Source organism: Methylobacterium sp. J-026, from assembly GCF_022829585.1.
Taxonomy (GTDB): Bacteria; Pseudomonadota; Alphaproteobacteria; order Rhizobiales; family Beijerinckiaceae; genus Methylobacterium.
Map to the genome: position 1 here is coordinate 1 of NZ_JAKSYC010000286.1, position 26,422 is coordinate 26,422.

Here is a 26,422-nt window from a genome sequence, read left to right on the forward strand (position 1 = left end):
CATCAGGAAGATCACGCCGAACTCGGCGAGATGCGCGATCTCCGTGCGGTTGCCGATGGTGAAGAGGTGCACGTAGGGATGATCGTCGGCGAAGCGCCCGAGGCCGTAGGGTCCCAGCAGGGCGCCGGCGCCGATGAAGCCGAGCACCGGCGAGATCCGCAGACGGTGGAACAGCGGCACCACGATGCCCGCGGTGACGAGGAACAGGATCGCTTCCTTGTAGGAGCCGGCGTGGAGCTCTGGCATCGGCGGCGGATCGAACCTCGCTGTTCGGGACGGAGCAGGCGCCGATCACGGCTGCGCGATCATGGGTCGCCTCCGCCCGGCGGGCAACCGGTTTCGGCGCCGGCGCGGCCGGCCGCGTGCGATCTGACACAAGCCGGATACACGATCCGGGTGAGACATTTCGGCCACCGGACCGGTGCCCACAGGCGCCCGGACGGTCGAGGCGTGCAACGCGGCCCAAAATCGGCACAATGCACGCATACACGCGGGAGTTAACCGAGGGTTAAGCGTGGGCGGGCCGTGCCCGGGACTGGACCCGATGGATGCGACGAGGCCGATGATTTCCATCAAATCGATTTTCTCCGGCCCGGCCGCCCCTCCGAGCCGCGACCGCAAGCGCGAGCAGCGGGAATGGAGACTCGAATCCGACCGCTGGCACCACCAGCGGCACATCGACCGGGGCTACCGCGTCAAGTGGGGCTACGTGGCGATCGCCTACCTCGTCGAGTTCATGGTGATCGGCGCCTCGCTCTGGGGCGCGTGGCTATTCGCCAGCGTGTACAGCGACGGCGACTGGCACGCGTTCTACTTCATGTTGCTGGCGCCCCTGGTCTACGCCGCCGTGGAGCTGTGCCGGGTCCCCCTCGGCATCCTGGCCCGCACCCAGCGCTCGTATTTCGTGCGCGCCCTCGCCGTGCTCGGCATCGTCTTCGCCGCCGGCGTGACCACCAAGTCGGTGTCGCAGCTCGGCGAGATGATGTTCCACCCGCGCCTGATGGAGGCCGCCAAGGCCAAGACCGCCCTGAAGGACGCTCAGGCCGACCGCGCCACGATCGGCGACCGCATCAAGGCGGCCGACGAGCGCGTGGCGCAGTACACGGCCGAGCTTGACCAGATCGAGAAGCGCGCCTCCGACAACGCCCAGCAGCTCGCCGGCCTGCCGGCCCAGCGCTGCGAGCGGGTCTTCGGGACCAACAGCAAGGGCCGGAAGTACCAGAACCTGAAATGCCTGGCCGACCCGCGGGTGGCCGCCCTCTCGGCGGGAGTCACCAAGGCCTCAACGGACCGCGCCGCGCTGATCAAGAACCTCGAGGAGGCCCGCAAGGCCCGGGCGGCCCTCGATCCCGGGGCCGCCGACCGGCACGTGGCCGATGCCGAGCAGGCCTACCGCAACGCGGTCAACCGCTCGCAGCTCCACTCCTTCACCGCCATGGTCTACGGGGTCGACCCGATCGACGTGAGCGAGCGCCAGGTCCACGCCTTCCTGCGGATCTTCGTGTTCGTGCCGGCCCTCTGCGCCGCCTTCGCGTCGACGATCCTGGCGCTGTGCGCGGTTTCCACCCGCCGGACCTTCATGGACGAGGACGACCTCGGCGCCGCCGTGAACCCGGAGGCCGCCCCCTACATGCTGGACGCCATCGCCGACGCCCTGCGCTCGAATCCTGAGCCGATCCTGCCCCGGGCGGCCAATGCCTCGGGCGCGGTGATCCCGATGAACCGGCCCGTACCGGGCCAGCAGGCCCTGCCCGGACAGACCCATCCGGGCCAGACCCTCCCGGCCGCGGGAGCCGGCGCATGAACTACGTCGCCAACGGCACGCCGGAGAACGTCGCCCTCGCCCAGCAGGTGAATTCCCGGCTGCGGGCGGACTCAAGCTACGTCGCCGCCCGCGCCTTCCTGTTCCGGGCGCTCGGCTTCGGCGCCTTCGCGTGCCTCGCGGGCATCGGCGTCGGGGCGGCGGCCTATGGCTGGGCGACGCTCAACCAGTTCGACACCGCGGCGGAGAAGATCGCCGCCGCCATGCAGACCGCGCTCTCGGACGTGACCCTCAAGACCAAGGGCGAGGTCACGCTGACCGACAACACCCTCAAGCTCGAGGGCCTGCCCAAGATGGGCGGAGGCACGCCGACGCCCACCCGGGCGCAGCTCGGCAGCGACGCCGCCCCGGCCTCGAAGGCGGCGGTGAACACCACCTTCACGGTGTTCAAGCAGGTGCCCTACCTCGACGGGCAGATCGTGACCGGCTGGAACTTCAAGGACAATGCCGACCAGCCCTACCAGCAATATTGCTACTTCTCCCGCCGCTCCAACGAGTCCAAGGGTCAGGTCGAGATCAAGATCGACCTCGCCATGGACGGCAAGACCTTGCCGCAGCCGCAGAAATCCGACGTGAACCTGGAGATCCTGGCCCGGAACTGCGTCTGGCACGAGAAGGGTTAGGCCCGGCTCGCTTGCGGGGCGGCGTCGCCACGCGCTACCGGTTGCGTCCAGGCCAGTTTCTCCGAGAGCGCGATGCGATTTTCCGGAACCGAGTCCTACGTCGCGACCCCCGACCTCACCGCCGCGGTCAACGCCGCCGTGGTCCTGGAACGGCCGCTCCTGGTGAAGGGCGAGCCGGGCACCGGCAAGACCGTGCTGGCCGAGGAGATCGCCAAGGGGTTGAACGCCCCGCTGATCGTCTGGAACATCAAGTCGACCACCAAGGCCCAGCAGGGCCTCTACGAGTACGACGCGGTCTCGCGGCTGCGCGACTCGCAGCTCGGCGACAAGCGGGTTTCTGAGATCGGCCACTACATCCGCCGCGGCAAGCTGTGGGAGGCGTTCACCGCGCCCGAGCGGCCGGTCCTGCTCATCGACGAGATCGACAAGGCCGACATCGAGTTCCCCAACGACCTCCTGACCGAACTCGACCGGATGGAGTTCCACGTCTACGAGACCGGCGAGACCGTGAAGGCCGTGCGCCGGCCGATCGTGATCATCACGTCGAACAACGAGAAGGAGCTGCCGGACGCGTTCCTGCGCCGCTGCTTCTTCCACTACATCACGTTTCCGGACGCCGAGACGCTGCAGCGCATCGTCGACGTCCATTATCCAGGCCTCAAGCACCGCCTCGTCGAGGAGGCCCTGCGGACCTTCCTGGCGATGCGCGAGGTGCCGGGCCTCAAGAAGAAGCCCTCGACCTCGGAGCTGCTCGACTGGCTGAAGCTCCTCGTCTCCGAGGACATCGCCCCCGAGACCCTGCGCGAGCAGGACGGCCGCAAGTTGATCCCGCCGCTGCACGGGGCGCTCCTGAAGAACGAGCAGGATGTCAGCCTGTTCGAGAAGCTCGCCTTCATGATGCGGCGGGAGCAGCGGGGCGGCTGACATCCGAACCGCCGCGGTTCCCGCGCGCCGCGCTTTCGGCTAACCCGGCCCGGCGAGACCGCGGCGCCGGTCCGGATTTCTGGCCAGGGGCTCACGTCATGCGCAGGCTGATCCTGTTGCGGCACGCCAAGTCGGACCGACCGGCGGGCGTCGCCGACCGCGAACGTCCGCTCAACCCCCGGGGCCGGCGGGCGGCGCCGGCGGTGGGCGCCCGTCTCGCGCAGGACGGGCTGCGTCCGGACCTCGCCCTGGTCTCGACGGCCCAGCGCACCCGGGAGACCTGGGCGGCGATGGCGGCCGCGCTCGGCGACCCCGAGACCCGCTGGCAGCCGGAGATCTACGAGGCGCCGGCACACCGGATCCTGGCGGTGATCGGGGCGGCGCCCGACACGGCGGCCACGGTGATGGTCGTCGGCCACAATCCGGGGCTGGGCGACCTCGCCGCGGACCTCGCCGGGGAGGGGCCGCGCGACGCCCGCAACCGCCTGGCCCTCGAATTTCCGACCGCCGCCTACGTGGTGATCGATTTCGACACGGAACGCTGGGCCGAGATCGCCCCCGGGCAGGGGCGCCTGGACCGGTTCGTGCGCCCCCGCGACATCGATCCGGATCTGGGCGGCTGAAGTCTTTGGGATCCCAAAGGGCGAGCCCTTTGGTGGGGTATCGGGGTGAAACCCCGATGTCGGGCTTCGCCCGAGCCCAGCAGGGCGCTGCCCTGCACCCGCGAAAGGGCTCGCCCTTTCGAAACCCCGTCAGGCCACCGGCACCGCGGCGTGCGTGGCGACCTCCGCGTGGGAGGGCAGGGGGGAGCCCGGCACGAACGCCTCGAAGGCCGCCCAGAAATCCTGCCGGATCGCGTCGCGCTCGGACAGGATCTCGTGGCGCGAATCCGGCAGGACCAGGATGTGCCCGGCCTTGAGCCGCGCGGCGAAGCGCTCTGTATCGGGGGTGCCGCAGACCGGGTCGGCCCCCGACGCGACGATCAGGGTCGGCACGGCGATGCGCGGGGCCGCCCGCGGGTCGCGCAGGCGCGCCATCGCCCGGAACGCCTCGGAGAGCCACGCGATCGTCGGGTCGCCCACGGCGCCGGCACCGACCTGCCGGGCCGCGGCGGCGTTGCGGGCGTAGCGGACGGGATCCCGCGAGAGACGGTTGCCGGCATAGGGGTTGGTGGCGATCGAGACCGGCTTGCCGAACGGGATGTAGCGGCCCCCGAGCCCGAGGCGGTGCAGGCCCCGCGAGAGCAGGGCCGCCCCCGCCGGCCAGCGGATCATCCGGATCGACAGCATCGGCGCCAGCGCCACGAGGCGGCGGAACGGCAGCGCGCCGTCGAGCGCCGCCAGGAGCGCCACGCAGCCGCCCATGGAGTGCGCGAGGCCGATATGCGGCTCCGGCATCAGCGGCACCAGCACGGTCTCGGCCACGGCCCTCAGGTCGAGCCGGTAATCGTCGAAGCGGGCGACGTGACCCTTGTGCGGATCGTCCACCCGCCGGTCCGACTCGCCCTGGCCGCGCCAGTCGAAGGCCACGACCGCGAAGCCGCGGGCGCGCAGGTCGTGGATCGTCTCGTAATACTTCTCGATGAACTCGGCCCGGCCCTGCAGCAGGCAGACCGTGCCCCGGCAGGTCCGGGTCGCCGCAGGCCAGTAGGCCGCCCGCAGGGTGCAATCGTCGCGCGTGCCCACCGCGATCAGCGTGCCGCCCGGCGGCACCGGGTTGTCGGGCGTGCCGCGCAGGGTCAGCAGCGGCGGCTCTCCCCCGGTCTCACCGTCGAAGCGTCTCACGGGCCCACCTCAGCACGTCGGTCCACCGCCGGATCGTAGCGAAAAAATCCCGCCGGCCGCCATGGCGCGGCCACTTGAAGCCCGATTTTTCCCTCCCGATATCTCACCCGTGCCGGCCTCCGGGCGGCACGAGAGACGGGTCCGGCCCCTTCGGGCGGACCGATCCAACATGTTGCTCACACGAGGATATGTCATGCGTCAGTTCGACCTCGCCCCCCTCTATCGCTCCACCGTCGGCTTCGACCGGCTGTTCTCCGCCCTCGACCAGTTCGCCAGCGCCGAGGCTGCGCCCACCTACCCGCCCTACAACATCGAGCGCACCGGCGAGACCGCCTACCGCATCACCGTCGCGGTCGCCGGCTTCACCGAGTCCGACCTGTCGATCGAGGTGCGGGAGAACGCGCTCACGCTGAAGGGCGAGCGCACGGCCGAGTCCAAGGCCGAGTTCCTGCATCAGGGCATCGCGGCCCGGTCCTTCGAGCGCCGCTTCCAGCTCGCCGACCACGTCCAGGTGACGGGTGCGGCCCTGGAGAACGGCCTCCTCCACATCGACCTCGTCCGCGAGGTTCCGGAGGCGAAGAAGCCGCGCCGCATCCAGATCGCCACGGCGGGCCGCGCCGGCGCCCCGGTGATCGAGGGTGACGTCCGCAAGGATGCGGTCCAGCAGGCGGCCTGATCCCGCCCGCACGCGAGCTTCGGACCCTCTTGCAAAGCTCTGAAGCGCCCCGGCCGCCCGGCCGGGGCTTTTCATGTGTCGGCTGTCATAATCGCGTGTGCGCTTCGTGCTCTGTTTCCGGCGAAGCGGCGCATGACGCGCGCCCGGAGTGAACCGGACCATGGTCGCCAATCTCGCCCGCGGAGCCTACAGCGCGCTCGGAGCCGGCTGGCACAGGGGCGTGCAATGGGGCGTCGGCGCGCCGATCGCGAAGCTGCGCCGCCGGCAGATGCATCGCCGGGACCTCGCGGGCGGCCCGGCCGGCATCGCCGAAATCCTGTCGGCCGAGCAGGCGATCCGCCTGCCCGAACCGTTCGAGGGCCGCAGCCTGGGCCGGATCGGCAACCTCGAAGTGCGGCTGGCGACCAGGAAGTCCGAGATCCGCCGGGCGCAGCGCCTGCGCTTCAAGGTGTTCTACGAGGAGATGTCGGCGGTCCCCACCGGGCTCGCGGCCCTGTCGCGCCGGGACGCCGATGCCTACGACGCGCTCTGCGACCACCTCCTCGTCCTGGACCACGGGGCCAAGCGGCGGAAGAAGCCGTTCGTCGAGCACCGGCCCAAGGTGGTCGGGACCTATCGCCTGCTGCGCAGTGACGTGGCGGAGCGCCATGCCGGATTCTACTCCGAGGGCGAGTACGACCTCGCGCCGCTGCTGGCGGCCCAGGGCCACCGGCGACTCCTGGAACTGGGCCGCTCCTGCGTGCTCAAGCCCTACCGGAGCAAGCGCACCGTCGAACTCCTGTGGCAGGGGATCTACGCCTACGTCCTGCACCACCGGATCGACGCGCTGATCGGCTGCGCCAGCCTGGAGGGCACCGATCCGGACCGGCTGGCCCTGCCGCTCGCCTTCCTCCACCACCATGCCCGCGCCCCCGAGGGCTGGCGGGTGCGGCCGCTGCCGGAGCGCGCGGTGGCGATGGATCGTCTGCCGCGCGAGGCGGTGGACCCCAAGGCCGCCCTGCAGGCACTGCCGCCCCTGATCAAGGGCTACCTGCGCCTCGGCGCCACCTTCGGCGACGGCGCGGTGATCGACCGCCAGTTCGGCACCACCGACGTGTTCGTGACGCTGCCGGTGGAGGCGATCGGCGCCCGCTACCGCGGACATTTCGCGCCTGCGGGGTAAGCGGACCGGAGTGCCCCGGTGCCGTCATCCCATCCAACCACCTCATCCTGAGGTGCCGGAGCAGAGCGGAGGCCTCGAAGGAGCCCTCGAGATGGCGCCGCGATCCCTGGAGCCCTCCTTCGAGGCCCGCTTCGCGGTCACCTCAGGATGAAGGGGTCTGTTAGGAGGGGCGACCAAACCCTCTCGCCGTCTCCTACAGATCCCCCAGCGCCAGCTGGCCCTGATTGCGCGCCTTCGGGGCCGCCGTCTTGCGCTCCTTGGGACGCGCCGCGGCGGCGGGCTTCTTCGGCTTCGGGTCGCCGCGCATCCGGGCGACCGCCCTGTCGCGGGCCACCGCCTCCGGGGCGCTCGGATCGTCGGTCAGCCACTTGCCGCGCTTGATCACCTCGTTGACCCGGCCCTGATTGACCCCGACCTTGAAGGCGATCTCCTGCTGGGTCATGCCGGTCGTCGCATGCAGGTCCAGGATTGATCGGGCCAGCTCCGGAGTCATCTTCTGGCCGGTCAAACGCCGGGCCGGCTTGACCGTGCGGGTCGCGCGGTCGCGTTCGCGCAGGCGCTCCAGAAGCGCCAGCGCCATGTTCATGCCGTGCTCGCGCAGGGCTTCCTCGAATTCCTTCAGGGTCGCCATCGGCGCCATCCTCCGCCGGGCTCAGGGGCCGGTACTGGTGCGAGAACGTGCCGGGAACGCGACCGTTGCGCAAGCACCCGGGACGGGCGCCCGCCCCCGTGTCGGTGGACGGACGGTGTCATCCACCGGAAATGGCGCCGGACCGCCGCCCCTGGTGTCCCCGCGGCGGCTCGGCTACAGGGGGCCGACCCGTTCCGGCAGCGCCAGCCCGCACACGATGATCAGCCCGATCCGCACCGTCGTCCCCGGCGAGACGCAGGGCTCCCTGGCCCGGGAGCTGGAGGCCGGGGCGGTGCTGCTGTTCCCGGACCTGCCCTTCCCGTTCAGCGATTTCGAGCGCCGGTTCACCGCGCGGCCCTTCGCGGACGGCAAGGCCAAGAACGTCAGCATCCGCGGTGAGGCCGCAGAGCTGCGCGGGGCGGCCGGCACCCCGGAGGAGCAGGAGGCCCTGCGCCAGCTCCTGATCCGGTACCGCGCCTTCGCCCGGGACCTGATCGGCACCTACCTGCCCGGTTACGCCGACCGGGTCAGCCTCGCCGGCACCTCCTACCGCCCCTTCGACGTGGATCAGCGCAAGCTCAGCTGGCGGCGCGACGACACCCGGCTCCACGTCGACGCCTTCCCGTCGAACCCGATCGGCGAGAAGCGGATCCTGCGGGTGTTCCGCAACATCAACCCGTCGGGGGAGCCGCGCCGCTGGCGCGTCGGCGAGGATTTCGGGTCGATGGCGCAAAAATTCCTGCCGCGGCTGCCGGGCTACGCGCCGCTCCCGGCCCGCCTGCTCGCGGCGCTCCGCATCACCAAGGCCAAGCGCTCGGAATACGACCACCTGATGCTGCACCTGCACGACGCCCTCAAGCAGGACGAGACCTACCAGGCCGAGGCACCCCAGGCCGACGTGGAATTCCAGCCCGGCGCGACCTGGGTGACCTTCTCGGACCTCGTGATGCACGGGGCCATGGGCGGCCGCTACATGCTGGAACAGACCGCCTACCTGCCGGTCACCGCCCAGGCCGACCCGTCCTTGAGCCCGCAGCGCATCCTGGCGGCCAAGCTCGGCCGCCCCCTTCGGACCTGAGAGAGGAACGTCACATCATGATCCTCGAAATCGCGCAGATCGAGATCAAGCCGGGTATGGAAGCCGCATTCGAGGCGGGCATCACCGAGGCCTCCGCCATCTTCAGGCAGGCCAAGGGCTGCCGGGCCTTCGAGGTGCGGCGCTCCATCGAGCATCCGCAGCGCTACCGGTTGATGATCCACTGGGACACGCTGGAGGCCCACACCAAGGACTTCACCGGCTCGCAACCCTGGCAGGATTACCGCGCCCTGGTCTCCCACTGCTTCGCCGGGCCGGTGGCGGTCGAGCATACCGAGCAGGTCCTGAAGGCGTTCTGAGCGGCCCCGATCGGGTCCCCGGGGCCCGAAGCGTTGCTGCGCCCTCCGTCGGTGCTAGGCTCCCGAGCGACGGCCCCGGGAGCGAATCATCGGGGAGGCGACACTTCGGGGACAGGCTCGGGGGACAAGCTGATGGCGCGACTCGGACGGCTCGCGGGTGTCCTGCTTCTGCTCGGATGCGCCGCCGCACCGGCCCTCGCCCAGACCGCGCCGGCGGCCCGCACCGCCCCGCGGCCGGCGGCCGCCGCGCCGTTCTCCAAAACCTTCGTCCGGACCGACCTCGCCAGCGAGGCGATCCGCCTCGAGACGGCACTCAAGGGGGAGGCCGGCGGTCCGCTCCGGCCGGCCGCCCAGTCCCGCGCCGCCGGCCAGGCGCTGCTCGCCGCCGACAAGCCGGACGAGGCCCTCGCGCCGCTCGCCGCCGCGGTGACGGCCGACCCGGCCGATCCGCGCAACTGGCAGGCCTACGCGCGCGCGGCCGCCGCGGCCGCCCCCACGCTGGACGAGAACGACGATCAGGGCCGGGCACGCCTGCGCGATCGGGCGACGGCCGCCGCCTACCAAGCCTACGAGCGCGCCGCTTCGGCCGGCGACGCCGCGGCGTCCCTGGCGCTGCTGGGCGCCACGCAGGCCGAGCAGGAACTCTGGCGCCCGGCCCTCGATGCCTACGCGGCGAGCCTGGCGCTGGCCGACGACGGTGCCGTCCGCGCGACCTACGAGACGCTGCGGGCCGCGCACGGCTTCCGCATCCTCGCCTACACGGTCGATGCCGACGGGGCGGCCCCGCGCGCCTGTTTCACCTTCTCGGAAGCCGTGAGGCCCAAGACGGATTTCGCCCCCTTCGTGGCCGTGTCGGGCAGCAGCGCGGCCGCGGTGACCGGGGAGGGCTCCCAGATCTGCGTCGACGGGCTCAGGCATGGCGGTCGCTACGCCATCGTCCTGCGCCAGGGCCTGCCCTCGGCGATCGGCGAGAGCCTGCTCAAGGCCGCCGACTACGAGATCTACGTACGCGACCGCGCCCCGCAGGTGCGCTTCACCGGCCGCAACTACGTCCTGCCGCGCACGGGCCAGGCGGGGGTGCCCCTGGTCACGGTGAACGCCGCCAAGCTCGACGTCGAGGTGCTGCGCATCGGCGACCGCGGCCTGCTGCCGACCCTGCGCTCCGAGGATTTCCTCGGTCAGCTCAGCGGCGCCACCGCCCGGACGATCGCGTCCGAGAAGGGCGTGCGCGTCTGGACGGGCACCCTCGACACCGCCACGGCCGAGCTGAACCAGGAGGCGGTCACCGCCTTCCCGGTCCTGCAGGCCGTCGGCAAGCTGGAGCCCGGGATCTACGTGATGCTGGCCCGTCCCACCGGCACGGCCGCGTCGGACGACGCGGGCTACGACGCCCAGGCGACCCAGTGGTTCGTGGTCTCGGATCTGGGGCTGACCGCGACCAAGGGCCGGGACGGGGTCCACGTGGTCCTGCGCTCGCTCGCCTCCGCGCAGGTCATGCCGGGCGCCGAGATCCGGCTGATCGCCCGCAACAACGAGGTGCTGGGCACGCGCACGACGGACGCGCAGGGGCACGCCGCCTTCGATCCGGGGCTGGCGCGCGGGGAGGGCGGGACGGCGCCGAGCCTCGTGGTCGCCCAACGGGGCGACGATTACGGCTTCCTCGACCTCAACCTCGGCGCCTTCGACCTCACCGACCGCGGCGTGAAGGGCCGGCCCGAGGCCGGCGGCCTCGACGCCTACCTGTTCCCGGAGCGCGGGGTCTACCGGACGGGCGAGACCGTCCAGCTCACCGCCCTCCTGCGCGACCCCCGCGGCGCGGCGGTCCCGGACCTGCCGCTGACCCTGGTGGTGAAGCGGCCGGACGGCGTCGAGTACCGGCGCGTCTCGGTGCCCGACCAGGGGCTCGGCGGCCGGGCGCTGCCGCTGCCGCTCCTGTCGGGCTCCATGCACGGCACCTGGCGGGTCACCGCCTACACCGACCCGAAGGCGCCCGCGATCGGCGAGACCAGCTTCCTCGTGGAGGATTACGTCCCCGAACGGCTGGAGGTGAGCCTGAAGCCCCGGCAGCCGGCCCTGCGCCGGGGCGAGGCGGCGCAGGTCGACGTCGCCGCGCGCTACCTCTACGGCGCCCCGGGGGCGGATCTCGACGTGTCAGGCAGCGTCGTGGTCCAGGCCGCCGCGGCGAGCGGCATCGCGGGGCTTGAGGGCTATGCCATCGGCCTCGACGACGAGGCCGTCGAGCCGGTTACGCAGGAGCTTCAGGACCGCGCGACCACCGACGCGCAGGGTAGTGTCGCCGTGGCGGTACCGGTGCCGGTGGTTGCTGCACCGCGCGCCCTGGAGGCGAAGATCACCCTGGCGGTGGGGGAGCCCGGCGGCCGGGCCCTGTCGCGCAGCCTGACCCTGCCGATCCTTCCGGATCATCCGGTGCTGGCCCTGCGCAAGGGCTTCGCGGATCTCAAGGACGGCGGGATCGCGGGGTTCGACGTGGTGCTCGCGACGCCCGAGGGGGCGCTCCTTGCCCGGCCGGGGGTGAGCTGGACCCTGTCGCGGATCGACCAGTCCTATCAATGGTACCGGGCGGACGGGCGCTGGTCGTTCGAGGCGGTCAAGACGGCCCGGCGGGTGGCCGACGGCACCGTCGACCTGAAGGCCGGCGCGCCGGGCCGGATCGAGGCCCCGGTGAGCCTCGGCCGCTACCGCCTGGAGGTCTCGGCCCCGGGCGCCCCCGAGGCGGGCGCGAGCCTCGGTTTCGAGGTGGGCTGGGGCGGCTCGGAGACGGCGGACGCGCCCGACCTCCTCGACCTGACCCTCGACAAACCCGCCTACGCGGCCGGCGACACGCTGCGGGCCAGGCTGAGCCCGAAGTTCAGGGGGCAGGCCAGCCTGATGGTGGTCAGCGACCGGGTGCACGAGACCCTGGAGGTCGGCGTGCCGGAGGGCGGCACCACGGTCAGCCTGCCGGTGAAGGCCGAATGGGGTGCGGGCGCCTATCTGGTGGCCTCCGCCTACCGGCCCCTCGACCAGGCGGCCAAGCGCCTGCCCGGCCGGGCGCTGGGGCTGGCGTGGTTCTCGGTGGACCGGGCGCGGCGCAGCCTCGGCGTCGCCGTGACGGCGCCCGAGCGGGCACGCCCGCGCCAGGACCTGACTCTGCCGGTCCAGCTCACCGGGCTGAAGGCCGGCGAGCCGGCGCGGATCACCGTGGCCCTGGTCGATGTCGGCATCCTCAACCTGACCCGCTACGCGGCGCCGGATCCGACCCAGTACTTCCTCGGCCAGAGGGCGCTGGGGCCGGAATTCCGCGACCTCTACGGCTACCTGATCGACGGCATGCAGGGCTCGGCCGGGGCGATCCGCTCCGGCGGCGACGCGGGCGGCGCCGAACTCGCCGATTCGCCCCCGACCCAGGCGCCGCTGGCCCTGTATTCCGGCGTCGTGACCGTGGGGCCGGACGGGGCGGCCACCGTCACCTTCCCGCTCCCGGCCTTCAACGGCACCGGCCGCGTGATGGTCACCGCCTGGAGCGGCGACCGGGTCGGGCAGGCCCAGGCCGACGTGATCATCCGCGATCCGGTCGTGCTCGCGGCGACGCTGCCGCGCTTCCTCGACACCGGCGACCGCACGCGCCTGTTCGTGGCCCTCGATAACGTCGAGGGGCAGGCGGGCGACTACACGGTCGATCTCAGCCCGGCGGGCCCGGTCGTGGTCGGCGCCGGCGCCCTGCGGCAGACGCTGCGGCTGGAGGCCGGGGCCAAGGGCCAGTTCGCGATCCCGCTCACCGCCGCCGGCCCGGGCACCGCCCGGCTCGACCTCGCCCTGTCGGGCCCCGGGCTGACCGCGCCGCTGAGCCAGAGCTTCGCCCTCGGGATCTCCCCGGGGACCGGCGCCCTGCTGCGCCGCTCGGTGCGCAGCCTCGCCCCCGGGGCGGGTCTGACGCTGACGCCGGACCTCCTCGCCGACCTGCAGCCCGGGACCGGCAGCGTCTCCCTCTCGGCCACGCCCCTGACGGGGGTCGACGTCGCGGCCCTGCTCCGGGCGCTCGACCGCTATCCCTATGGCTGCTCCGAGCAGGTGGTGAGCCGGGCGATGCCGCTGCTCTACGTCAACAAGCTCGCCGCCCTGGAGAAGCTCGCCCTCGACGCGGGCGCGGACGAGCGGGTGCGCGAGTCGGTCGAGCGGCTCCTCGCCCGCCAGGATTCGAGCGGCGATTTCGGCCTGTGGTCGGCGCAGGGGTCGGGCGACCTCTGGCTCGACGCCTACGTGACCGATTTCCTCACCCGCGCCCGGGAGCGCAACGTCCCGGTGCCGCAGAAGGCGTTCGCGCAGGCCCTCGACTACCTGCGCAACGCCGTGGCCAACGCCACCGAGGTGCGCAACGGCGGCGCCGACCTCGCCTATGCGGCCTATGTGCTCGCCCGGAACGGCCGGCCGGTGATGGGGGACCTGCGCTACCTCGCCGACACCAAGCTCGCCGCCTTCTCGTCGGCGCTGGGACGGGCGCAGCTCGCCGCCGCCCTGGCGCTGCTCGGCGACCGGGGCCGGGCCGCCCGGGCGATGGATTCGGCCCTCGCCGTGCTGCGCGGCGAACGGGACAGGGGTCTGTACCGCACCGATTACGGCTCCCGCCTACGCGACGGGGCCGGGCTGATCACCCTGGCGGCCGAGAGCGGGCTCACCCAGGCGGCCCTGGGCCCGGTGGTGGCGGTGCTCGGCGAGGAGCAGCAGGCTGAGCGGGTGACGAGCACGCAGGAGAATGCCTGGCTGGTGCTCGCCGCCGAGAGCCTGTCCAACGAGGGCGGCGCCCTGTCGTTCACCCTGGACGGCGCGCCCCAGACCGGGATGCTCGCCCGGGTCTACCGGGAGGCGGGCTTGGGCGACCAGGGCGTGCAGCTAGTCAATACCGGCCGCGGCCCCGTGCAGGTCGCCGTGACCGTCAACGGCAGCCCCCTGGCGCCGGAGCCGGCGGCGGCGCAGGGCTACACGATCGAGCGGAGCTTCCACCGCCTCGACGGCAGCCCCGTCGATCCGGCGGGCGGCCTGCGCCAGAACGACCGGCTCGTGGTGGTGCTCAAGGTCACCGAGGCCAAGGCGGAGGCCGCGCGCCTCCTGCTGGTCGATCCCCTGCCGGCCGGCCTGGAGATCGACAATCCGAAGCTGCTCGACGCCGACGCGCTCCAGGGGCTGGCCTTCGCCAAGTCCGACGTGCAGCCGGTCCACACCGAGTTCCGCGACGACCGGTTCGTCGCGGCCTACGACCGCGATCCGGGCCAATCGGCCTTCTTCACCGTTGCCTACACGGTCCGGGCGGTCTCACCCGGGACCTACGTGCATCCGGGGGCCACGGTGGAGGACATGTACCGCCCGGCCCGGTTCGGCCGGACTGCCTCGGGGAGCGTGACGGTCGGGGCGGTGAAGTAGGGCGCGCACGCACCCGCTCCGGGGCCGCCGCGCCCGTCCGGGTTTCCAAAGGGCGTGCCGTTTGGCCGGGGGGGGTCGTGGGGGGTGTCGGGGCGGAGCCCTGCACCCACGAAAGGTCTCGACCTTGCGAAACCGTGAGCGGTTCAGTCGTCGGCGCCGGCGTAGAAGCTCTCCACGCCGAGACCCTCCTCCTGCATCAGCCGGGCGCGGGCGCGCAGCTTCTCGGTCTCGCTCTTGAGCTGGCCGCAGGCCGCCAGGATGTCCCGGCCCCGGGGCGTGCGCACCGGCGAAGCGTAGCCGGCGTTGAACACGATCTCGGAGAAGCGCTCGATCCGGTCCCAGTCGGAGCATTCGTAGCGGCTGCCCGGCCAGGGGTTGAACGGGATCAGGTTGATCTTGGCCGGGATGCCCTTGAGCAGGCGGACCAGCTCGCGGGCATCCGCGTCGGAATCGTTGACGCCCTTCAGCATCACGTACTCGAAGGTGATCCGGCGGGCGTTGCTCAGCCCCGGATAGGTCCGGCAGGCCTGGAGCAGTTCGGCGATCGGATACTTCCGGTTGAGCGGCACCAGCTCGTCGCGCAGGTCGTCGCGCACCGCGTGGAGCGAGATCGCTAGCATGGCGTTGGCCGCCTCGCCGAGGCGGGGGATCTGCGGCACCACCCCGGAGGTCGAGACCGTGATCCGACGCCGGGACAGGCCGAGCCCCTCCTGATCCGACATCACCGCCACCGCGTCGACCACGGCGTCGAGGTTGAACAGGGGCTCGCCCATGCCCATGAACACGACGTTGGTCACGAGCCGGCCGACCTCGCCGGCCCCGCCCGCGTCGCGGCTCGGCATCTGGCCGGGCCAGTCGCCGAGCTCGTTCCGGGCGGTGACGAGCTGCTGCACGATCTCGGCGGCCGAGAGGTTGCGCACGAGGCGCTGCGTGCCGGTGTGGCAGAACGAGCAGGTGAGGGTGCAGCCGACCTGGCTCGACACGCAGAGCGTGCCCCGGTCCGGGCCCGGGATGTAGACGCACTCGATCTCGGCGCCGCGGTTGTGCTCCTGCGGGTTGGTCGGCGCCATGCGCAGCAGCCACTTGCGGGTGCCGTCGCGGGAGACCTGGCGGCTCGCCACCTCGGGGCGCTCCAGGGTGAAGTGCTCGGCGAGCTGCGCCTTCAGGGCCTTGCCGACATTGGTCATCGCGGCGAAGTCGCTCGCCCCGCGGAAATTGACCCAGTGCCAGATCTGGCCGGCGCGCATCCGGCTTTGGCGCTCGGGCACGCCCATGCCGACGAGCTGCGCCTTCAGGGCGTCGCGGGTGAGGCCGACCAGGGATGGCCGCCGGCCGGGCAGCGCCTCCGGCTGGAGGTCGGGGGCCTTCTCGATCGCGGCCTCGGCCGCGCGGGCGCTGTCGAGCGACGGCGTCGCCATGGCGTTCAAACAATCCGTGCGATGGGAAAGACTTCGGTATACGCGATCGCACCGGCGAACGCGAATGCGCCCGGCCCACGGGTGACCCGACCGGGCGCGATGGCGGCCGGGCACGCAAAAGGGCGCCCGCAGGCGCCCCGATCCGTCTCGCGAAGTCCCGATATGCTCAGGCGGCTGCGGTCTTCACCGGGACGCCCTTCTCGGCCAGGAAGGTCTGCAGTTCGCCGGACTGGAACATCTCCCGGGTGATGTCGCAGCCGCCGACGAACTCGCCCTTCACGTAGATCTGCGGGATGGTCGGCCAGTTCGAGAAGGCCTTGATGCCCTCGCGGATTTCCTGGTCGGCCAGCACGTTCACGCCCTTGAACGGCACGCCGAGGTAATTGAGGATCTGCACCACCTGCCCCGAGAAGCCGCATTGCGGCATCTGCGGCGTGCCCTTCATGAACACCACCACGTCCTGGGAGGTGATCTCGTTCTGGATGGTCGTGTTGGCGTCGGTCATCACTCTATCCTCAGTTCTACGGTCTCGTATGTGCGGTCTCAATCAGCGGCGCGCAACCGAGGCGGCGATCGTTCGCAGCGCACGATCGATATCGAAATGGTCCGACAGAAGGTCCTCGGGCACGATCGGGCACGCCTCCGGCAACCCCGGAAGAAGCTGATTCCCATAGGCACCGAGACCAGCCTCCGCGGTCGTGACCGCAGATTTCCAGATCCTGGGCCAGTTCAACCTCTGCCGCATAGACGCCTCGTAGGCATTCCAGGCCGTGATCTGAAATGTCGCGATCTCTTCCCTCCAATGCAAGCTTGATGGGGCGAGGGGCGCGGAGGCGCGCTTCAGGAGGTGGGCGAGCGTCTGGATCAGCAGTCCCTCGACCGCCCGCAAATGGGATCGCCCCACGCTTTCGATCTCCTCGGCGACGTTCTCCCAATCGAGTGCATTCGACAGATCGCCTCGGGTTCCGAGGGCGCGCAGAGCCGCCGCCTGCTCCTCGGCCCAGGTCACGATATCGTCGTCGTAAAGGCTCGGCCGGTCATCCATGGGGGGCGATCCCGCGGGTCAGCTCAATCCTGCGGGACGCCCGTGGTCAGCGCAAGGGCGTGCAGCACGCCGCCCATCCGGCCCTGGAGGGCGCCGTAGACCATCTGGTGCTGGGCGACCCGGGTTTTGCCCTTGAAGGCCGACGACAGGACCGTCGCCGCGTAATGGTCGCCGTCGCCCGCGAGGTCGCGGATCTCGACCTGCGCGTCCGGCAGGGCCTCGCGGATCATGCGCTCGATCTCGCCCGCATCCATCGGCATCGGGAAATTCCTTGGGTCGGGGGTTCAGGACGCCGGAGCCGCCGGCTGGCTCGCCATGTAGGCGGGCAGCCAGCCCTCGTGCGCCGCGGTGAGGTCGGCCAGCGATATGGTCTCGCCGCCCGGCAGGGTCAAACGGTCGGAGCCGGTGACGCCCACGGAAGCCGCCTCGACACCCTGGGCCGCGGCGGCGGCGAGGAGGTCGCTGGCGGCCTCCGGCTTCACCGCGAGCAGGTAGCGGCCCTGGTCCTCGCCGAACAGGTAGGCGTGGGCTGCCAGATCCACCGGCACGTCGGGCAGCGCCGCGCCGAGGCCGCCCGCCATCGCCATCTCGGCGAGCGCCACCGCGAGGCCGCCATCCGAGAGATCGTGGACCGTGTCGACGGTGCCCGCCTGGATCAGGCCGCGGACGAAGTCGCCGTTGCGGCGCTCGAGCGCCAGATCCACCGGCGGCGGCGCGCCCTCTTCCCGGCCCGCGATCACCGCCAGATAGGCGGACTGGCCGAGCCAGCCCTCGCCGGCGCCGATCAGCACCAGCACGTCGCCCTCCCGCTTGAGGGCGATCGTGGCGTGGCGCGCCACGTCGTCGAGGACGCCGACGCCGCCGATGGTCGGGGTCGGCAGGATGCCGACGCCGTTGGTCTCGTTGTAGAGCGACACGTTGCCGGACACGACCGGGAAGTCGAGCGCCCGGCAGGCCTCGCCGATCCCCTGGAGGCAGCCGACGAGCTGGCCCATCACCTCGGGCTTTTCCGGGTTGCCGAAATTCAGATTGTCGGTGATGGCGAGCGGCCTGGCGCCGACCGCGGTGATGTTGCGCCAGGCCTCGGCCACGGCCTGCCGGCCGCCCTCGACCGGGTCGGCCTCGCAGTAGCGCGGGGTGACGTCACAGGTCAGCGCGAGGCCCTTCGGCCCGTCCTCGACCCGCACGATGGCGGCGTCGCCCCCGGGCTTCTGCACGGTGTTGCCCAAGATGAAATGGTCGTACTGCTCGAACACCCAGCGCTTGGACGCCAGATCGGGCGAGCCGACGAGGCGCTTCAGCGCGTCGGTCAGCGAGGCCGGCGCCGGGACCTCCGAGGCCGCGAGCACCGGCAGGTGGGTGTTCGCGAGATGTGGCCTGTCGTAGAGCGGGGCCTCGTCGCCGAGTTCCTTGATCGGCAGGTCGGCCACGGTCTCCCCGTGCCACTTGACCACGAAGCGCAGCGTGTCGGTGGTCCGGCCGATCACCGCGAAATCGAGGCCCCACTTCACGAAGATCGCCTCGGCCTGCGCCTCCATGCCGGGCTTAAGCACCATGAGCATCCGCTCCTGGCTCTCAGACAGCATCATCTCGTAGGGGGTCATGCCCTCTTCCCGGGCCGGCACCTTGTCGATGTCGAGCTCGACGCCGAGGTCGCCCTTGGCGCCCATCTCCACCGCCGAGCAGGTCAGCCCGGCCGCGCCCATATCCTGGATGGCGATGACCGCCCCCGAGGCCATCAGCTCCAGGCAGGCCTCCAGCAGCAGCTTCTCGGCGAAGGGGTCGCCGACCTGCACGGTCGGGCGCTTCGATTCGGTGGCCTCGTCGAACTCGGCCGACGCCATGGTGGCGCCGTGGATGCCGTCGCGGCCGGTCTTGGAGCCGAGATAGACGATCGGGTTCCCGATTCCGGCGGCGGCCGCGTAGAAGATCCCGTCGGTGCGGGCGAGGCCCACCGCCATGGCGTTGACTAGGATGTTGCCGTCGTAGCGCCGGTGGAAGCCGGTCAGGCCGCCGACGGTGGGCACGCCGAAGGAATTGCCGTAGCCGCCGACGCCCGCGACCACGCCGGAGACGAGGCTGCGGGTGCGCGGATGGTCGGGGGAGCCGAAGCGGAGCGCATTGAGGGCAGCGATGGGCCTCGCCCCCATCGTGAAGACATCCCGAAGAATGCCGCCGACGCCGGTCGCCGCGCCCTGGTAGGGCTCGATGTAGCTCGGGTGGTTGTGGCTCTCCATCTTGAAGACGCAGGCCAGCCCGTCGCCGATGTCGATGACGCCCGCGTTCTCGCCCGGCCCCTGGATCACGTGTGGGCCCGAGGTCGGCAGCCCGCGCAGATGCTTGCGGGAGGACTTGTACGAACAATGCTCGTTCCACATCGCCGAGACGATGCCGAGTTCGGTCAGCGTCGGATCGCGCCCGATCAGGCCGCGGAAGCGCGCGTACTCGTCCGGCGTCAGTCCATGCTGGGCCACGAGCTCGGGGGTGATGGGAACGTCGTTGCGGAACATGCGGCGGTCTCGGCAGGAAGCGGCCCGTCCCGGGAGACGCGTGCCGCGGCGAGCCCGAACCGGGCGGGGATCCAGGCTGCCCCGGCTCTAGAGCGGAAGCGCCCGCGCTGGCAACATCCCGGGGCCGATCGAGGGCGGACGGGGGTGGATCGCCACGGCCGGGCGGGGTTGTCCGGGGCGCGTCTCGGCCCCCTGCGGTCAGAGTTCGGCTTCGCCGTCCGTGCCCGGAGCGTGCCCCCGGCATCGGGCCGCGAGGGCATGCACCGGCTCCGGCCCGGTCACCAGATCGAGATAGTCGAACCCGCTGCCGCTCTGGCTCGCCATGAGCAGCTGGAAGTGCATCTGGAACAGGTTCCACTGGCGCCGGCGGACGTCGGCGCCGGTGATGAGATCGCTGATCATCACCCCGAGCACGGCCGGGCGCCCGGGATCGGGGGGGACGAGGCCGCAGGCCGCGAGCGGGTGGCCCTGATGGATCGACAGCCAGTCCCAGGGCGCGCGCAGGTCGAGCCAGCGGATCTGCGCCGCCCGCCCGAAGCGCAGGAGCACATCCCGGAATCCCTGGGCGGCCGGGTCGAGGCCGAGCCACGGGATGACGCTGCCCATGCTCACGAAGGTGACCGGCGTCCCGCCGCGGCCGAAGCCGGGGGCATGGGCGAGCACCCGGTCCAGCACCTCGATGCCGAGGAAGCTCGACGAGGAATGGCCGACCACCACCACCTCGTCGGCCTCATGCTCCGCGGCCCTGATGCGCGCCGCGAAGGCGTCGAGCCGGGGGGCGATCTCGGGCGCCGCCCCGGCCGCGTAGGCGTGGGTGAAGGCGGTGTCGTCCACGAGGTGCGCGACGTAGAAGGGCTTGCCGCGGGACGCCCGCATCAGCCCCGCCAGGATCGCGTAGGCGAGGGGCGGCACCGCCAGGAGCGGCCAGGGCTGGAGCGCGGCCGGCGCCAGGGTCGCGAGGCCCCAGGCCGCGCCGAGGCTCAGCAGAACGAGCGCGCCGTAGATGGCGTGGACGCCGTAGATCACCGTGAAGAAGCGCCAGCCGTTCCGGCGCAGGTCGGCCATGTAGCCCGACCGCCACAGCCGCCAGAGCAGCACCGGGACGCCCGTCAGCCGCGCCCAGCCGGATTGCGGGAAGCGCGCGCGGACGACGTCGTCCCAGCGCAGGAGGACGTAGCGGGTGGAGACGCCGCGCGCCCGCACCGTCCAGGCGAGCGCGATCCCGTCCGCCGAACGGACCGGATCGCCCACCGCGATGGCGGCGCCGCGGCGCGCCGCGGTGAGACGGGCCTCGCGGCGGAACAGGCCCCAATAGGTCTCGGGTTCGCGCGGGTCGAAGCCCGGCAGGTAGAACACGATGCGGGAGGTCAGCGTCTGCGGATCGCGCGCGACCGACGGGGCCGCGGTTTCGCCGGGGCGCGGGGCCTCGGCGACGGGCACTTCTATCGAGATGACGGGTCCGATCGATTCGGTTGAGAGGCGGGCGCCCTGCCTACACGAACCGGCCCGGCGCGCCGAGGGCGATCGTCCTCCGAGCCGGACCTACGCCGCCGGCGGCTGGGCCAGGAACTCGGCGACCGCCGTCACGAACCGTTCGCCGTAGGCCTCGCGCTTGCGCTCGCCGACCCCGTGGACCGCGCGCAGGGCCCAGAGGTCGACGGGCTTCTGACGGGCCATCTCGATGAGCGTCCGGTCGGGGAAGACCATGAAGGCCGCGATGCCCTCGGCCCGGGCCAGCGTGGCGCGCAGCCCGCGCAGGTGCTGGAACAGGGCCTCGTCGGCCTCGGAGAGGGTGCTTTCGCCATCCTCGCGCGGCGCGGCACGGCGGCGCTCGCGCGATTCCGCCTTCGGCTCCGGATCCGGGCGGAGCTGGACCGGCTCCCGCCCGTACAGGATCGCCTCGCCCTTCTCGGTCATCGACAGGCCGCCGTAGCCGTCGGCATTCTCGGCGATGGCCCCGGCGGCGAAGAGCTGGCGCAGGATCGCCCGCCAGGCCGCCACCGGCTTGTCGGCACCGACCCCGAAGGTCTTCAGGCTCGCATGTCCGTTGCGGCGGATCGGCTCGCTCTCCTTCCCGTGGACCACGTCGCAGATATAGGCCGCGCCGAAGCGCTGGCCGGTGCGGACGATGGCCGAGAGGATCTTCTGCGCCGGGACCGTCCCGTCCACCAGGGTGACGCCGCCGCGGCACAGGTCGCAGCGGCCGCAGGCGCCGCTCGTCTCGCCGAAATAGGCGAGGAGCGACTGACGCCGGCAGGTCGCGCCCTCGCACAGGGTGATCATCGCCTCGAGCTTGCGCCGCTCGACCCGGCGGCGCTCGTCGGAGATCTCCTTCTCGTCGATCTGGCGGCGGCGGAGCGCCATGTCGTCCAGGCCGTAGAGGGTGAGCGTGTCGGCGGGCAGTCCGTCGCGGCCGGCGCGGCCGATCTCCTGATAGTAGCCCTCGACGTTGTTGGGCATGTCGGCGTGGCAGACGAAGCGCACGTCCGGCTTGTTGATGCCCATGCCGAAGGCGATCGTGGCGGTCATCACCACCCCGTCCTCCTGGAGGAACCGGTCCTGGTTCCGCATCCGCGTCCCCTGGTCGAGGCCGGCATGGTAGGGCAGGGCGTCGAACCCGTCCTTCCTGAGGGTCTCGGCGAGCTGCTCGACGCGCTTGCGCGAGGAGCAGTAGATGATCCCGCTCTCCGCCCGGCGGTGCTTCAGGAACCGCTCGATCTGGCGGGCCGGGTTGTCCTTGGGCTGGAAGGTCAGCCGGATGTTCGGCCGGTCGAAGGAATGGACGAAGATCTTCGGCGGCCGGCCCTGCGGGAACAGCCGCTCGGCGATCTCCGTCCGGGTGGCCGCGTCGGCCGTGGCGGTGAGCGCCAGGGTCTGGATGTCGCCGAGCGCGGTCCGGGCCCGGGCGATCTCCCGGTACTCGGGCCGGAAATCGTGGCCCCATTGCGAGACGCAGTGGGCCTCGTCCACCGCAAGGCGCCGGACCCCGGCCCCGCGCAGGGCCTCGATGCACCCCTCCATCAGCAGGCGCTCGGGGGAGACGAACAGGAGGCGCAGCTCCCCCGACCGCAGGCTGCGCCAAGTCTCGCGCGACTCCGCCTCCGTCACCGTCGAGTTGAGGGTGGCGGCCTCGACGCCGACGCTGCGCATCTGCTGCACCTGGTCGTGCATCAGGGCGATCAGCGGCGACACCACCACGGTCAGGCCCGAATCGATGAGCGCCGGGAGCTGATAGGTCATCGACTTGCCCGAACCCGTGGGCATCACGGCGAAGACATCGTCGCCGTCCAGCACCGCGCCGATCACCTCGTCCTGCCCGGGCCGGAAATCCTCGTAGCCGAACGTCTTCTTCAGCGCGGCGCGGGCCTCGTCGAGGCGGGTCATCGGGATCCTTGTTCGGGGTACGCGCCGCGCTTGCGGCTCTGGTGTGTAGGCACTAGCCTCCCTGCGTCTACACGGAGGCTGTCGTGCCGCTCAACATCCGCAGCGAAGAGGTCAACCAATTGGCCGAGACGCTGGCATCGCGGGCCGGCGTGAGCAAGACCGAAGCAGTGCGAATCGCGCTCGAAAACGAGATCGCGCGGCGCAGCCGACGCGTGCCGCTCGCGGAACGCCTGAAACCCTTGCTCGACAAGATGGATGCCGTACCGCGCACGGGCCTGGAGGCCGACAAGGCGTTCTACGACAGCCTGAACGACGAGTGATGTTCGTCGACGCCTCGGCTCTCGTGGCGATCCTGACGGCCGAGCCGGAACGTGCCGTCCTGCTGGACTGCCTCGATGGCGCGATGACGCCGCTGACATCGGGCATCGCCGTCTTCGAGACGGTGGTCGCGGTGGCGCGCAAGAAGGCGATCTCCGTGGCAGACGCCGAGACGGAGGTCGCCGCGTTCATCCGTATCGCAGGTCTGCGAGTCGTGCCGATTTCGGCGGCGGAATCCGCCCTCGCCCTCACCGCCCATGCCCGTTTCGGCAAGGGCCGCCACCCCGCCCGCCTGAACCTCGGCGACTGCTTCGCCTATGCCTGCGCGCAGGTCCACGGCGTGCCCCTGCTGTTCGTCGGCGACGATTTCCCGCGGACCGATATCCGCTCCGCCCTGACGTAACGCCTCACCCGGCGTGGAACGCCGCAACGTGCTGCGCCACGATCGCGTCGAAGGAGGCGTCCGCCCGGAAGCCGAGGGCGAGGGCCGCCTCCGGCTCGAACGCCTCCGGCCAGGAGCCGACGATCCGCGCGATGGTCGCGTCGGGCTCGCGCCGGATCAGCGCCACGGCCCTGTCGCCCGCCGCCCGCCGAAGGGCCTCGATCTCCTCGGCCACCGTCGCCGAGACGCCCGGCATGGTCAGGCTGATCCGCGGGCCGATCGCCGCAAGGTCGAGCCCGGCCGCGTGGATCAGGAAGCCCACGGCGGCATCGGGGCTGGCGAACCAGTGCCGCACGGTATCGGGGACCGGCAGGATCGCCTCCTGGCCGGCCAGCGGTTCGCGGATGATCCCCGAGAAGAAGCCCGAGGCCGCCCTGTTGGGCTTGCCCGGGCGCACGCAGATGGTCGGCAGGCGCAGGCCGATCCCGTCCAGGAAGCCGCGCCGGGCGTAGTCGGCGAGCATCAGTTCACCCATGGCCTTCTGGACGCCGTACGAGGAGGCCGGGCGCAGGATGAAATCGTCCGGGATCACCTTGGGGAAGGGCGGTCCGAACACGGCGAGCGAGGAGGTGAAGACCAGCTTCGGCCGGTAGCCGTCCGCCGCGTTGGCGTGGCGGATCGCGTCGAGGAGCAGGCGGGTGCCGTCGAGATTGACCCGGTAGCCGAGTTCCAGGTTGGCCTCGGCCTCGCCCGAGACCACCGCGGCGAGGTGGAAGATCACCTCCGGGCGCCCCGCGATGGCGGAATCGGCGGCGCCGGGGGCGGTGAGATCCGCGGCCTCGGCCCGGACCGGGCCGGAGAACCCCGCCGGCGCCGTCGGTGGCACCACGTCGAGCAGGGTCAGCGCGGTGAGCGGCTGGCCGCCGACCCGGCCGTCCTTCACCAGGGCGTCCACGAGGCGGCGGCCGATCATGCCGGCGGCGCCGAGAATCAGGGCGTGCATGCAATTCCTCCGGTCACAGTGTGAGGCTTCACGCCATCATGTCGAGGGCGCGGCCGAAGAAATCCGGGCCGCCGAAATTGCCTGATTTCAGGGCGAGCAGCATCGGCTCAGGCCGTCCGGCACTACGCAGGACGGGGACACCCGCGGCGATCTCGGGGCCGAGCAGGAAGGCGCTGAGGCCGAGCCGGTCGACCACCGCGCCGGAGGTCTCACCCCCGGCCACCACGAGCCGGCGCACCCCCCGGGCGACCAGCCCCTCGGCGATGGCGGCCAGAGCCGCCTCGATGGCGTGGCCGGCGGCGTCGACCCCGTGCCGGGCCTGGAGGGCGCGCACCGCCTCGGGGGGCGCCGAGGAGGCGATCAGAACCGGGCCGGCGGCGAGGCGCTGCTCCGCGAAGGCCAGGGCCTCGGCGACCACGTCGGCACCGGCGAGCAGCCGTGCCGGGTCGAGGCGCAGCACCGGCATCAGCGCCTCCGCGGCGGCGACTTGCTGCAGCGTTGCCTGCGAGCAACTGCCGGCGAGGCAGGCGGCGCCTCCGCCCACCGGTTCGCCGATCGCCGCCCCGGCGGCGTCCTTCGTGCCGCGCCCGTCGGCGGCGAGCGCCCGCGCGAGGCCGAGCCCGAGGCCCGAGGCGCCCACGGAGAATTTGCGTCGAACGATCGCCCGGCCGAGCACTTCGAGGTCGCTGTCGAAGATCGCGTCCGCGATGGCGGCACCCTTGCCCTCGGCCGCCAGGGCGTCGAGGCGGGCCGCCACGGCCTCCGCGCCCCGGGCGACCGTGGCGGTGTCGACGAGGCCGACCGGGCTCGCGCTCTGGCGCCCGAGCACGCGCACGAGGTTGGCGTCGCGCATCGGGTTGAGCGGATGGTCCTTCAGCGGGCTCTCGTTCAGCGGCACGGCGCCGACGAACAGGTTGCCCTGGTAGACGCTGCGCCCCGTCTCCGGGAAGGCCGGGGTGACCAGCGCGATGGCCTCGCCGGCGTCAGCCCGCAGGGCATCCATCACCGGGCCGATATTGCCCGCGTCGGTGGAATCGAAGGTCGAGCAGACCTTGAACATCACGTGGGCGGCGCCCCGGGCCCGCAGCCAGGCTTCGGCCTCCCGGGAGCGCGCCACGGCCTCGTCGGCCGGGATCGAGCGGCTCTTCAGCGCCACCACCACCGCATCGGCCTCGGGCAGGGCGCGGCCCGCCTCCGGCACGCCGATGGTCTGGATCGTGCGCAGGCCCGCCTTGGTCAGGGTGTTGGCGAGGTCCGAGGCCCCCGTGTAGTCGTCGGCGACGCATCCCAGGGCGAGGCTCATCGGGCGTTCCCCTTGTAGGCGGCGAGCCAGCCGAGGCCCGCGACGGTATCGGCGGCCGGGATGTACTCGCAGCCGACGAAGCCGGCGTAGCCGAGCCGGTCCAGCTCGTCGAACAGGAAGACATCATCCATCTCGCCGGTGCCGGGCTCGTGCCGGTCCGGCACGCTGGCGGTCTGGACATGGCCGATCATCGGCATCAGCGCGCGCAGCCGCATGGTCACGTCGCCGTGCAGGATCTGGCAATGGTAGAGGTCGAACTGGAGCTTCAGGTTCGGCAGCGCCAGGTCGCGGATCAGGTCCGCCGCCCGGCCGAAATCGTTGAGGAAGTAGCCCGGCATGTTCCGGCCGTTGATCGGCTCCAGGACGAGGTCGAGACCGGCTGGCGCCAGGCGCTGCGCCGTCCAGGCGACCGCCCGGCGATAGGCCTCGGCGGCGCGCGGGTCGTCGTGCGGCGCGAGCCCCGCCATCAGGTGGAGCCGGCCGACGCCGGTCGCCTCGGCATAGCGCAAAGCCGTCTCGACCCCCGCCTTCAGTTCATCGAAGCGCTCGGGAAACGCCGCCAAGCCACGCTCACCCTTGGCGAAATCGCCGGGCGGCAGGTTGAACAGCGCCTGGGTCAGGCCG

Annotated in this window: 24 protein-coding genes; 11 read left to right on the forward strand and 13 right to left on the reverse strand. The window is 71.8% G+C overall.

The window, feature by feature from the left end; genetic code table 11:
* Positions 1 to 246 (reverse strand): cation:proton antiporter (locus MKK69_RS24730; RefSeq protein ID WP_243972315.1); only part of this gene is annotated, 246 nt, incomplete at its 3' end.
* Between the two features lie 298 nt (positions 247 to 544).
* On the opposite strand from MKK69_RS24730, the gene MKK69_RS24735 reads away from it, so the two are divergent.
* The 4 genes from MKK69_RS24735 to MKK69_RS24750 all read left to right on the forward strand — a co-directional run bounded on the left by MKK69_RS24735 (position 545) and on the right by MKK69_RS24750 (position 3,992).
* Positions 545 to 1,804: an ATPase gene (locus MKK69_RS24735; RefSeq protein ID WP_243972317.1), complete on the forward strand. Its 1,260-nt coding sequence runs from the start codon at positions 545 to 547 to the stop codon at positions 1,802 to 1,804.
* Positions 1,801 to 2,445, forward strand: coding sequence for a hypothetical protein (locus tag MKK69_RS24740; RefSeq protein ID WP_243972319.1), 645 nt, complete (start codon positions 1,801 to 1,803; stop codon positions 2,443 to 2,445). The genes MKK69_RS24735 and MKK69_RS24740 overlap by 4 nt, the downstream gene beginning before the upstream one ends.
* A gap of 72 nt (positions 2,446 to 2,517) precedes the next feature.
* Positions 2,518 to 3,369: an AAA family ATPase gene (locus MKK69_RS24745; protein WP_243972321.1), complete on the forward strand. Its 852-nt coding sequence runs from the start codon at positions 2,518 to 2,520 to the stop codon at positions 3,367 to 3,369.
* A gap of 98 nt (positions 3,370 to 3,467) precedes the next feature.
* On the forward strand, positions 3,468 to 3,992 hold the full coding sequence (locus MKK69_RS24750) for a SixA phosphatase family protein (RefSeq protein ID WP_243972323.1): 525 nt from the start codon (positions 3,468 to 3,470) through the stop codon (positions 3,990 to 3,992).
* A 129-nt stretch (positions 3,993 to 4,121) separates the two neighbouring features.
* Here MKK69_RS24750 and MKK69_RS24755 read toward each other — a convergent pair whose 3' ends face one another.
* Entirely contained in the window at positions 4,122 to 5,114 is a 993-nt protein-coding gene (locus MKK69_RS24755) for an alpha/beta fold hydrolase (protein ID WP_243972353.1), read from the reverse strand.
* Between the two features lie 232 nt (positions 5,115 to 5,346).
* On the opposite strand from MKK69_RS24755, the gene MKK69_RS24760 reads away from it, so the two are divergent.
* On the forward strand, positions 5,347 to 5,829 hold the full coding sequence (locus MKK69_RS24760) for an Hsp20 family protein (protein WP_243972325.1): 483 nt from the start codon (positions 5,347 to 5,349) through the stop codon (positions 5,827 to 5,829).
* Positions 5,830 to 5,989: 160 nt separating this feature from the next.
* Entirely contained in the window at positions 5,990 to 6,991 is a 1,002-nt protein-coding gene (locus tag MKK69_RS24765; RefSeq protein WP_243972327.1) for a GNAT family N-acetyltransferase, read from the forward strand.
* Between the two features lie 193 nt (positions 6,992 to 7,184).
* Here MKK69_RS24765 and MKK69_RS24770 read toward each other — a convergent pair whose 3' ends face one another.
* Positions 7,185 to 7,622 carry an RNA polymerase subunit sigma-70 gene (locus MKK69_RS24770; RefSeq protein WP_243972329.1) on the reverse strand — a complete coding sequence of 146 codons (438 nt, stop codon included), beginning with the start codon at positions 7,620 to 7,622 and terminating at the stop codon, positions 7,185 to 7,187.
* A 217-nt stretch (positions 7,623 to 7,839) separates the two neighbouring features.
* Here MKK69_RS24770 and MKK69_RS24775 point away from each other — a divergent pair, with 217 nt between their 5' ends.
* The 3 genes from MKK69_RS24775 to MKK69_RS24785 all read left to right on the forward strand — a co-directional run bounded on the left by MKK69_RS24775 (position 7,840) and on the right by MKK69_RS24785 (position 14,435).
* Positions 7,840 to 8,700: a Kdo hydroxylase family protein gene (locus tag MKK69_RS24775; RefSeq protein WP_243972355.1), complete on the forward strand. Its 861-nt coding sequence runs from the start codon at positions 7,840 to 7,842 to the stop codon at positions 8,698 to 8,700.
* Between the two features lie 17 nt (positions 8,701 to 8,717).
* Positions 8,718 to 9,017 (forward strand): antibiotic biosynthesis monooxygenase family protein, encoded by a 300-nt coding sequence (locus MKK69_RS24780; protein ID WP_243972331.1) that lies wholly within the window; start codon positions 8,718 to 8,720, stop codon positions 9,015 to 9,017.
* A gap of 132 nt (positions 9,018 to 9,149) precedes the next feature.
* On the forward strand, positions 9,150 to 14,435 hold the full coding sequence (locus MKK69_RS24785) for an alpha-2-macroglobulin family protein (RefSeq protein ID WP_243972332.1): 5,286 nt from the start codon (positions 9,150 to 9,152) through the stop codon (positions 14,433 to 14,435).
* A gap of 143 nt (positions 14,436 to 14,578) precedes the next feature.
* Here the strand turns inward: MKK69_RS24785 and rlmN are convergent, their stop codons facing one another.
* The 7 genes from rlmN to recQ all read right to left on the reverse strand — a co-directional run bounded on the left by rlmN (position 14,579) and on the right by recQ (position 22,792).
* Complete coding sequence (rlmN, locus tag MKK69_RS24790) at positions 14,579 to 15,853, reverse strand: 23S rRNA (adenine(2503)-C(2))-methyltransferase RlmN (RefSeq protein WP_243972334.1); 1,275 nt, start codon at positions 15,851 to 15,853, stop codon at positions 14,579 to 14,581.
* Between the two features lie 166 nt (positions 15,854 to 16,019).
* Positions 16,020 to 16,358 (reverse strand): Grx4 family monothiol glutaredoxin, encoded by a 339-nt coding sequence (grxD, locus tag MKK69_RS24795; RefSeq protein ID WP_243972336.1) that lies wholly within the window; start codon positions 16,356 to 16,358, stop codon positions 16,020 to 16,022.
* Positions 16,359 to 16,400: 42 nt separating this feature from the next.
* The gene (locus MKK69_RS24800; RefSeq protein ID WP_243972338.1) at positions 16,401 to 16,898 is read right to left on the reverse strand and encodes a DUF29 domain-containing protein; all 498 of its coding nucleotides are present in this window, start codon (positions 16,896 to 16,898) and stop codon (positions 16,401 to 16,403) included.
* Positions 16,899 to 16,921: 23 nt separating this feature from the next.
* The gene (locus MKK69_RS24805) at positions 16,922 to 17,158 is read right to left on the reverse strand and encodes a BolA family protein (protein WP_243972339.1); all 237 of its coding nucleotides are present in this window, start codon (positions 17,156 to 17,158) and stop codon (positions 16,922 to 16,924) included.
* A gap of 24 nt (positions 17,159 to 17,182) precedes the next feature.
* Complete coding sequence (purL, locus tag MKK69_RS24810; RefSeq protein WP_243972341.1) at positions 17,183 to 19,408, reverse strand: phosphoribosylformylglycinamidine synthase subunit PurL; 2,226 nt, start codon at positions 19,406 to 19,408, stop codon at positions 17,183 to 17,185.
* 198 nt (positions 19,409 to 19,606) lie between these two features.
* Positions 19,607 to 20,848 (reverse strand): hydrolase, encoded by a 1,242-nt coding sequence (locus tag MKK69_RS24815; protein ID WP_409564875.1) that lies wholly within the window; start codon positions 20,846 to 20,848, stop codon positions 19,607 to 19,609.
* A 102-nt stretch (positions 20,849 to 20,950) separates the two neighbouring features.
* The gene (gene recQ, locus MKK69_RS24820; RefSeq protein WP_243972343.1) at positions 20,951 to 22,792 is read right to left on the reverse strand and encodes a DNA helicase RecQ; all 1,842 of its coding nucleotides are present in this window, start codon (positions 22,790 to 22,792) and stop codon (positions 20,951 to 20,953) included.
* An 83-nt stretch (positions 22,793 to 22,875) separates the two neighbouring features.
* Here recQ and MKK69_RS24825 point away from each other — a divergent pair, with 83 nt between their 5' ends.
* The gene (locus tag MKK69_RS24825) at positions 22,876 to 23,112 is read left to right on the forward strand and encodes a type II toxin-antitoxin system VapB family antitoxin (RefSeq protein ID WP_243939712.1); all 237 of its coding nucleotides are present in this window, start codon (positions 22,876 to 22,878) and stop codon (positions 23,110 to 23,112) included.
* Positions 23,112 to 23,513 carry a type II toxin-antitoxin system VapC family toxin gene (locus MKK69_RS24830; protein ID WP_243972345.1) on the forward strand — a complete coding sequence of 134 codons (402 nt, stop codon included), beginning with the start codon at positions 23,112 to 23,114 and terminating at the stop codon, positions 23,511 to 23,513. The genes MKK69_RS24825 and MKK69_RS24830 overlap by 1 nt, the downstream gene beginning before the upstream one ends.
* Before the next feature lie 4 nt (positions 23,514 to 23,517).
* Here MKK69_RS24830 and denD read toward each other — a convergent pair whose 3' ends face one another.
* From denD to MKK69_RS24845, 3 genes are all read right to left on the reverse strand, one after another.
* The gene (denD, locus tag MKK69_RS24835; RefSeq protein WP_243972347.1) at positions 23,518 to 24,495 is read right to left on the reverse strand and encodes a D-erythronate dehydrogenase; all 978 of its coding nucleotides are present in this window, start codon (positions 24,493 to 24,495) and stop codon (positions 23,518 to 23,520) included.
* Between the two features lie 28 nt (positions 24,496 to 24,523).
* Positions 24,524 to 25,798 carry a 3-oxo-tetronate kinase gene (gene otnK / locus MKK69_RS24840; RefSeq protein ID WP_243972349.1) on the reverse strand — a complete coding sequence of 425 codons (1,275 nt, stop codon included), beginning with the start codon at positions 25,796 to 25,798 and terminating at the stop codon, positions 24,524 to 24,526.
* Positions 25,795 to 26,422: hydroxypyruvate isomerase family protein (locus tag MKK69_RS24845; RefSeq protein ID WP_243972351.1), on the reverse strand; the 628-nt coding region annotated here is incomplete at its 5' end. The genes otnK and MKK69_RS24845, both read right to left, overlap by 4 nt.

Bases quoted from the DNA above. Each gene is read 5' to 3' on its own strand.
- recQ (WP_243972343.1), bottom strand. From the start codon at position 22,792: ATGACCCGCCTCGACGAGGCCCGCGCCGCGCTGAAGAAGACGTTCGGC.
- MKK69_RS24830 (WP_243972345.1), top strand. From the start codon at position 23,112: ATGTTCGTCGACGCCTCGGCTCTCGTGGCGATCCTGACGGCCGAGCCG.
- MKK69_RS24740 (WP_243972319.1), top strand. From the start codon at position 1,801: ATGAACTACGTCGCCAACGGCACGCCGGAGAACGTCGCCCTCGCCCAG.
- otnK (WP_243972349.1), bottom strand. From the start codon at position 25,798: ATGAGCCTCGCCCTGGGATGCGTCGCCGACGACTACACGGGGGCCTCG.
- MKK69_RS24805 (WP_243972339.1), bottom strand. From the start codon at position 17,158: ATGCCGATGGATGCGGGCGAGATCGAGCGCATGATCCGCGAGGCCCTG.
- grxD (WP_243972336.1), bottom strand. From the start codon at position 16,358: ATGACCGACGCCAACACGACCATCCAGAACGAGATCACCTCCCAGGAC.
- rlmN (WP_243972334.1), bottom strand. From the start codon at position 15,853: ATGGCGACGCCGTCGCTCGACAGCGCCCGCGCGGCCGAGGCCGCGATC.
- MKK69_RS24770 (WP_243972329.1), bottom strand. From the start codon at position 7,622: ATGGCGACCCTGAAGGAATTCGAGGAAGCCCTGCGCGAGCACGGCATG.
- MKK69_RS24800 (WP_243972338.1), bottom strand. From the start codon at position 16,898: ATGGATGACCGGCCGAGCCTTTACGACGACGATATCGTGACCTGGGCC.
- denD (WP_243972347.1), bottom strand. From the start codon at position 24,495: ATGCACGCCCTGATTCTCGGCGCCGCCGGCATGATCGGCCGCCGCCTC.
- MKK69_RS24735 (WP_243972317.1), top strand. From the start codon at position 545: ATGGATGCGACGAGGCCGATGATTTCCATCAAATCGATTTTCTCCGGC.
- MKK69_RS24785 (WP_243972332.1), top strand. From the start codon at position 9,150: ATGGCGCGACTCGGACGGCTCGCGGGTGTCCTGCTTCTGCTCGGATGC.
- purL (WP_243972341.1), bottom strand. From the start codon at position 19,408: ATGTTCCGCAACGACGTTCCCATCACCCCCGAGCTCGTGGCCCAGCAT.
- MKK69_RS24765 (WP_243972327.1), top strand. From the start codon at position 5,990: ATGGTCGCCAATCTCGCCCGCGGAGCCTACAGCGCGCTCGGAGCCGGC.
- MKK69_RS24760 (WP_243972325.1), top strand. From the start codon at position 5,347: ATGCGTCAGTTCGACCTCGCCCCCCTCTATCGCTCCACCGTCGGCTTC.
- MKK69_RS24745 (WP_243972321.1), top strand. From the start codon at position 2,518: ATGCGATTTTCCGGAACCGAGTCCTACGTCGCGACCCCCGACCTCACC.
- MKK69_RS24775 (WP_243972355.1), top strand. From the start codon at position 7,840: ATGATCAGCCCGATCCGCACCGTCGTCCCCGGCGAGACGCAGGGCTCC.
- MKK69_RS24750 (WP_243972323.1), top strand. From the start codon at position 3,468: ATGCGCAGGCTGATCCTGTTGCGGCACGCCAAGTCGGACCGACCGGCG.
- MKK69_RS24780 (WP_243972331.1), top strand. From the start codon at position 8,718: ATGATCCTCGAAATCGCGCAGATCGAGATCAAGCCGGGTATGGAAGCC.